Source organism: Microbacterium sp. SCN 71-21, from assembly GCF_001725695.1.
Taxonomy (GTDB): Bacteria; Actinomycetota; Actinomycetes; order Actinomycetales; family Microbacteriaceae; genus Microbacterium; species Microbacterium ginsengisoli.
Map to the genome: position 1 here is coordinate 1 of NZ_MEGA01000116.1, position 5,346 is coordinate 5,346.

A 5,346-nucleotide genomic window follows, 5' to 3' on the forward strand; every position below is an offset into this window, starting at 1 on the left:
GGTGATGCCGTCGGCGGGTGGCGGCGTGTCCTGCCCGATCGTGATGGCCTGACCCGTCGGCAGCACGGCCGTCAGTGAGCTCAGGTAGACCTGGGCGTCGCCGCTGAGCGTCATGCTGTCGGCGGTGGTCGCGAGCGACGGGCCGGTGAACTGGCGCACCGTGAGCGAGAAGCCCTGCACCGTGACCGAGTCGGCGCTGATGCGGATGGCCGGCTCGAGCGTTCCGTCGACCGTGCGCACCGTGACGAGTGCGATGCCCTTGAGCCCCGTGAACGAGAGACCCTGCGCGCCCAGCTGCGCCGGGTACTTCGTGAGGGTCGGTGCGCCCTGGTCGAAGATCGCCTGTCCCCATGACGCGTTGGTCTGCGTCGGGGTGGTGGGCGTGCCCGGGGAGGTCGGCGTCGTCGGTGAGGTGGATCCGCCGCCGAGACCCGGCAGTGACGGCAGACCCGGCAGCAAGCTGCCCGAGGTCTGCGACGGCGACGGGGTCGGCGTCGGCGTCGGCGTGCTGCAGTTCATCAGCAGTGGGATGCACAGGCCGGTCGGGGCTTCGGGGGAGCGGGCGGCACCGACGGTCGCGGCGCCGACCACGAGGCATCCGACCACCGCGGCGGCCGCGATGGCAAGGCGATGGCGGATCATGATGGGCTCGCCGCCGTGATCTCGTCGATCGTCAGATCGGCGGTGGCGCCGTCCGCATCGCCCTCCTCCGCCGCAGCCTCCTCGTCCTGGCGGGTGGCCCGCTTCGCCTCGCGGCGGCGCAGGCGACGCTCACCGTCGGCGGGCACCCATGACACGGCGATCACGCCACCGACGGTGGAGACCACCATCCCGATGATGAAGCCGCCGAGGTTGACGCCGACGAGTGAGTAGATCGAGATCGCCAGAGCGATCACACCGTAGAAGATGCGATGCATGGGCATCGCGACGATCAGCACGCCCAGCAGCACCAGGGCGACCGGGATGATGGTCGCCTGCAGCCCCGAGAAGCCGAGCTGCACCTGGATGTTGCCGAGGTCGAGCTGACCGGAGAAGAACATCTCCACGCCGCCGACAGCGATGAGGATCGCGCCGACGAGGGGCCGCCGGCGGGACCAGGCGGCGAAGCGGGCACGTCGAGTGGACATGGCAGCAGCCTCCGATCGGGTTCGAGGAACGGTGGTCATGGGGCTGCTCAGAAGCAGCCCTTCGACCCGTCGGTGATCTGCACGTGCATGTTGGCGAGGTTGAAGACGCCCGCCTGGGTGCTCCACGCGATCTGCTGCAGGTTCTTGATCGTGATGGTGTCGGCGTCCTGGGCGAACTCGCCCGCCGTGCCCTTCGCGTTCGTGTTCACCTGCGAGGCGTCGACGCCGATGCGGATGTTGCCGAACGACGAGTCGCCCTTGAGGTCGGTCATGCCGATCTGCAGGTCGGTCGCGGTGGCAGGGGTGCCCTCGCCGCCGGCGGTGACCAGCAGGCCCACCTTGCCGAGCGGGGTGTCGGTGATGACGGCCTGGCAGAGCGCCGTGAGCGACGCCGACTTGATGTTGGCGATCGCGACGCTGTGCTGGCCGCCCTTCGCGTCGGTGGCGACGCCCGAGTACTGGGAGAAGCCAGTGCCGGCGAGCTCGGTGGCGGAGATCTGGAACGAGCTGCCCGAGACCGAGAACGAGACGGGCACCTGGCCCTGGGCGACGCCGCCGGCGAGCACCGAGGTGACGACGGCGACCGGGACGGCGACGATGGCGATACGTCCTGCGCGCGAGCGCGCGATGTTGCGGAACTTCATTGTGTCCTCCGGGGGGTGAGGTGCAGCGTCATTGCTGCGGGGTGCAGCGGCTGTGCTGCGGGTGGTTCTGACACGATGATAGACACCATTGACTAATTGTCAATAAGGTGGACGCGTTGGTGAGAAAGTCCTCACAGTCCGGGTGCGACGCCGATGGCGCGCCCGGAGGAGGGGAGGTGTCGACAGTATGGTCATAGCCATGGTCGGGGTGCGTCGTACGCGGTTGACGCCCGAGGAGCGACGGGAGCAGCTCACCGCCCTCGGTGTGGCATTCCTCGCCACGCGCCCCCTCGACGAGCTGACCATCGAGGTGCTCTCCGAGCAGGCCGGCGTCTCCCGCGGCCTCGTCTTCCACTACTTCGGCTCGAAGCAGGGCCTGCACCGCGACGTCGTCACCCTCGCCCGCGACGGCATGCTGCACGCGACCACCCCGCGCCGCGACCTCGCCCCGCGGGAGCGCCTGCACGACACCCTCACCCGCATCGTCATGTTCGTGCGCGAGCACAGCGGCGTCTTCGCCTCCCTGGTGCGCGGGTCGTCGAGCCGCGACGCCGAGGCGAGCCGGGTGGTCGACGAAGCCCGCGATGCGCAGGCCGCCCGCCTGCTGGAGGTCTACGGCGAGCTCGGCTATCGCGACACCCGGATGCTGCGGGTCGCCCTCCACTCCTGGGTCGTGTTCGCCCAGGAAGTGCTCCTCGACCTCGCCCTCGGCACCGGCACCCCGGTCGAGCAGATCGTGGCGTTCCTGGAGCAGAGCGTGGAAGGCGTCGTCGCGGCCGCACAGGGGGCCGCGGCATCCGAATCCGGCGGGTGAGGCGCCGCTAGACTCGGAGGGCCAGCCTCTGTAGCTCAATGGAAGAGCAGTTCCGTCCTAAGGAAACGGTTGGGGGTTCGAGTCCCTCCAGGGGCACCGCCGAAAAGAGGTCCGCATGACCCTGCCGCACCACCACGAACCCGCCGACCGCTCGCACCCTGCGTTCCGGCCGAACGCCGATCCGTTCTACGCGGTCGTGCGGGAGGGGCTGGGTGATCTCGTCGACGGTGAGCACTTCTGCGACGCCGTGGCGGAGGACGCCGAGTTCGAGTTCCGTTACGTCTTCGCCGGGTTCGGGCCCGTCATCCGCGGGCGCGCGGCCTACATGGACTGGTTCGCCGGCTACGACATGCAGATCGAGCGGGCCGACGGGCTGCAGGTCGCGCACGACGCCGACCGTGGCGTCGTGACGCTCGAATACGAGGTGCACGGACGCACGGCGGCGGGCCGCGCGCACGACAACCGGTTCTGCTCCGTCGTCACCCTCGTCGATCGACGCATCGTCGGCTGGCGCGACTACGTGGACTCGCTCGCCGTCGTCACGGCTCTCGGCGGCTGACGCGGGGCCGCGGCATCCGCCATGGGGATGCCGCATACCTCGCGCGCTGCGGCGGGTTCACCAGCGAGGTTGCGATGCGAACCCTCACTGCGCGACGACCCCGGCGCCGCTCACCCGGCGATCGTCTCGATCCGCGACGGGCCGTCGGGGCACACGCGGTCGATGACGGCGAGCGTCGACTCCGCCAGCGGTCGATCGAGCGCGGCGAGGTTCTCGCGTTGCCGGGCCGGGAATCTCGCCGTCGGCAGCGGGATCATCCCCCGAGCCGCCGACCAGGCGATCGCCAGCTGCGCCGGGGTGAGACCCTCCTCGCGTGCGGCGCGCACGAGCACCGGATGCCGCAGCATCCCGTCTCCGAGGCCCGTCGGATGCGCGGCGAGCACCCTGACGCCTCGGCCATCGAGGTCGCGCCGCAACTCGCGCTGGGGAGCGAGCGGGTGCACGACGATCTTGTCGACGGCCGGCCGATCTCCGGTCGCCTCGAGAAGGGCGTCACTCTCCGCCGCGCCGAACCCCGCGACACCCACGCGGCTGACGAGGCCTCGCACCCGGGCCTTCGCGAGAGAGTGCCAGGCCGCCAGCGAGCGCGCCGCCCCGATCCACGGCACCAGCATGAGATCGATGTGCTCCAGCTGGGTGCGCAGCAGAAACTCCTCGACGAACTTCGTCGCCTCGTTCGCGCTCGTGCGACTCGCGGGCAGCCGGGTCGCGACCGTGACGAGATCACGCGGGACGGCTGCCGCGGCAATCGCCGCGCCGACCGTGCCGTCGTTGTCGTAGTCAGGGTCGGTGACGATCAGGCGGAAGCCGTCGTCGATCGCCGCTGAGACGACATGGATGCCGCCGCTGCCCCGCACGCCCGCGACCGCCAGTCCGATCGGGGGGATGCTCGCCGAGGCGGGACGGGCGGGTGCGCTCATGGCGTCATCGCTGTCCGAACCTGCGCGCTGTCGACGATCTGCTCGAAGCTGACCACCCGGTCGGATGCCAGCCGCCAGATGTGCGCGACCCGCGCGGTGAACGGGCGCCCCGTCTCGCGGAAGGTGCCCGAGTACGTGCCGATGCCGACCTGCACATCGCCCGCGTCGACGAGCTCGTCGAGGTCGAAGCGATAGCCGTCGAAGTCGCGGGCGAGTGCGTCGAACACGTGGACGCGCACGGCGTCGGGGCCGACGTAGGTGCCCGCACGCGGGAACCCGGCCGCCTCGGTCCAGGTCGTGTCGGGCTCGATGGGGGCGAGCATCCCGGCGAGATCGCCGCCGGCGCTGGCCTCGTAGTGTCGCGTGATGATGTCGTGAGCGCGGCTCATGCGGGTGTCCTTTCGGTGGGTCAGACGGGCTCGACGTCGGGGTACACGACGTTGCCGAGCGGATAGATGTGGCCGCCCGCGAGGCGGTGGTCGGCGCCGCCGCCGGGCGCGGTGCCGAGGAAGATCCCCGTCGTGCGCAGCGCGTAGCCGAGGTCGTGCAGCCAGACGCTCGCGACCGGGATCACGAACTCGCGGAACGTGAACAGGTAGAGGCCGGAGTCGTCGAACTTCCACACCGACGACATGTCGACGTCGCCGTGCCCGCGCTGCTCGCCGTGGAGGCACTGCCAGCAGTAGCGCTCGCTCGAGAGGAACACGTGCTCGTACAGGTGCACGGGGCTGTAGCGCACGAGCTCGCGGAAGCCGATCAGATCGCGCGACGGCGCGGGCTTCACCCCCGTCACATCTTGTCCGACGACACGCCCCGCGGCGATCGTCTGCTGCACCTGCGGCATTCCCGGTCGCGGCTCGCCGATCACGGAGTGGATGATCAGTGCGCGACCGGTCGTCTCCGACCAGAACACCGTGATCGCGTCCTGAGACCGCGACGTGAGGGGCAGGTTGAAGAACACCACGTCGTCGCGCACACGCACCGCGTCGTACGGGTCCACCGTGCCATCCGGTGTGCTCAGAAGGGCTGCCGACCGCCACCGGGCGGTGCCATCGGCCAGGACGTCCACGGCGAGACCGATGCCGCCGTCGAACTCCCAGGCGATCGATCGTCCGGCGAGGTCGGCCTGCGGCATCCGATAAGTGTCGATTCCGGTCGCGAAGTCGTCGTATGACTTCCACGTGCCCTGGTCGGCATCGTGGGTCGTGCGCGAGACGGTGACGTTCTCGGAATGGGACATCAGTGACCTCCGGTGAGAGTGGGTGAGGGGGAGGGGATGAGG

The 5,346-nt window shown here is 70.1% G+C and carries 8 protein-coding genes and 1 tRNA gene; 3 read left to right on the forward strand and 6 right to left on the reverse strand.

Going from position 1 to position 5,346, the window contains the following annotated elements:
- The 3 genes from ABT08_RS12750 to ABT08_RS12760 all read right to left on the reverse strand — a co-directional run.
- Positions 1 to 642 (reverse strand): hypothetical protein (locus tag ABT08_RS12750; protein ID WP_288115203.1); only part of this gene is annotated, 642 nt, incomplete at its 3' end.
- Positions 639 to 1,127, reverse strand: a complete 489-nt coding sequence (locus ABT08_RS12755; RefSeq protein WP_288115204.1) for a DUF6114 domain-containing protein — start codon at positions 1,125 to 1,127, stop codon at positions 639 to 641. The genes ABT08_RS12755 and ABT08_RS12750, both read right to left, overlap by 4 nt.
- 47 nt (positions 1,128 to 1,174) lie before the next feature.
- Complete coding sequence (locus ABT08_RS12760; RefSeq protein WP_045246099.1) at positions 1,175 to 1,771, reverse strand: DUF6230 family protein; 597 nt, start codon at positions 1,769 to 1,771, stop codon at positions 1,175 to 1,177.
- Positions 1,772 to 1,970: 199 nt separating this feature from the next.
- Here ABT08_RS12760 and ABT08_RS12765 point away from each other — a divergent pair, with 199 nt between their 5' ends.
- From ABT08_RS12765 to ABT08_RS12775, 3 genes are all read left to right on the forward strand, one after another.
- Positions 1,971 to 2,585, forward strand: coding sequence for a TetR/AcrR family transcriptional regulator (locus tag ABT08_RS12765; protein WP_045246100.1), 615 nt, complete (start codon positions 1,971 to 1,973; stop codon positions 2,583 to 2,585).
- Positions 2,586 to 2,609: 24 nt separating this feature from the next.
- Positions 2,610 to 2,681 (forward strand) — tRNA-Arg (locus ABT08_RS12770).
- Positions 2,682 to 2,700: 19 nt separating this feature from the next.
- The gene (locus tag ABT08_RS12775; protein ID WP_056210226.1) at positions 2,701 to 3,144 is read left to right on the forward strand and encodes a nuclear transport factor 2 family protein; all 444 of its coding nucleotides are present in this window, start codon (positions 2,701 to 2,703) and stop codon (positions 3,142 to 3,144) included.
- Positions 3,145 to 3,254: 110 nt separating this feature from the next.
- Here ABT08_RS12775 and ABT08_RS12780 read toward each other — a convergent pair whose 3' ends face one another.
- The 3 genes from ABT08_RS12780 to ABT08_RS12790 form a co-directional block, all read right to left on the reverse strand.
- Entirely contained in the window at positions 3,255 to 4,064 is an 810-nt protein-coding gene (locus tag ABT08_RS12780; RefSeq protein ID WP_056519148.1) for an aldo/keto reductase, read from the reverse strand.
- Entirely contained in the window at positions 4,061 to 4,453 is a 393-nt protein-coding gene (locus ABT08_RS12785; RefSeq protein ID WP_056210221.1) for a nuclear transport factor 2 family protein, read from the reverse strand. Before ABT08_RS12785 ends, ABT08_RS12780 begins: the two co-directional genes overlap by 4 nt.
- A gap of 20 nt (positions 4,454 to 4,473) precedes the next feature.
- Positions 4,474 to 5,346 (reverse strand): MoaF C-terminal domain-containing protein (locus ABT08_RS12790; RefSeq protein ID WP_502685893.1); only part of this gene is annotated, 873 nt, incomplete at its 5' end.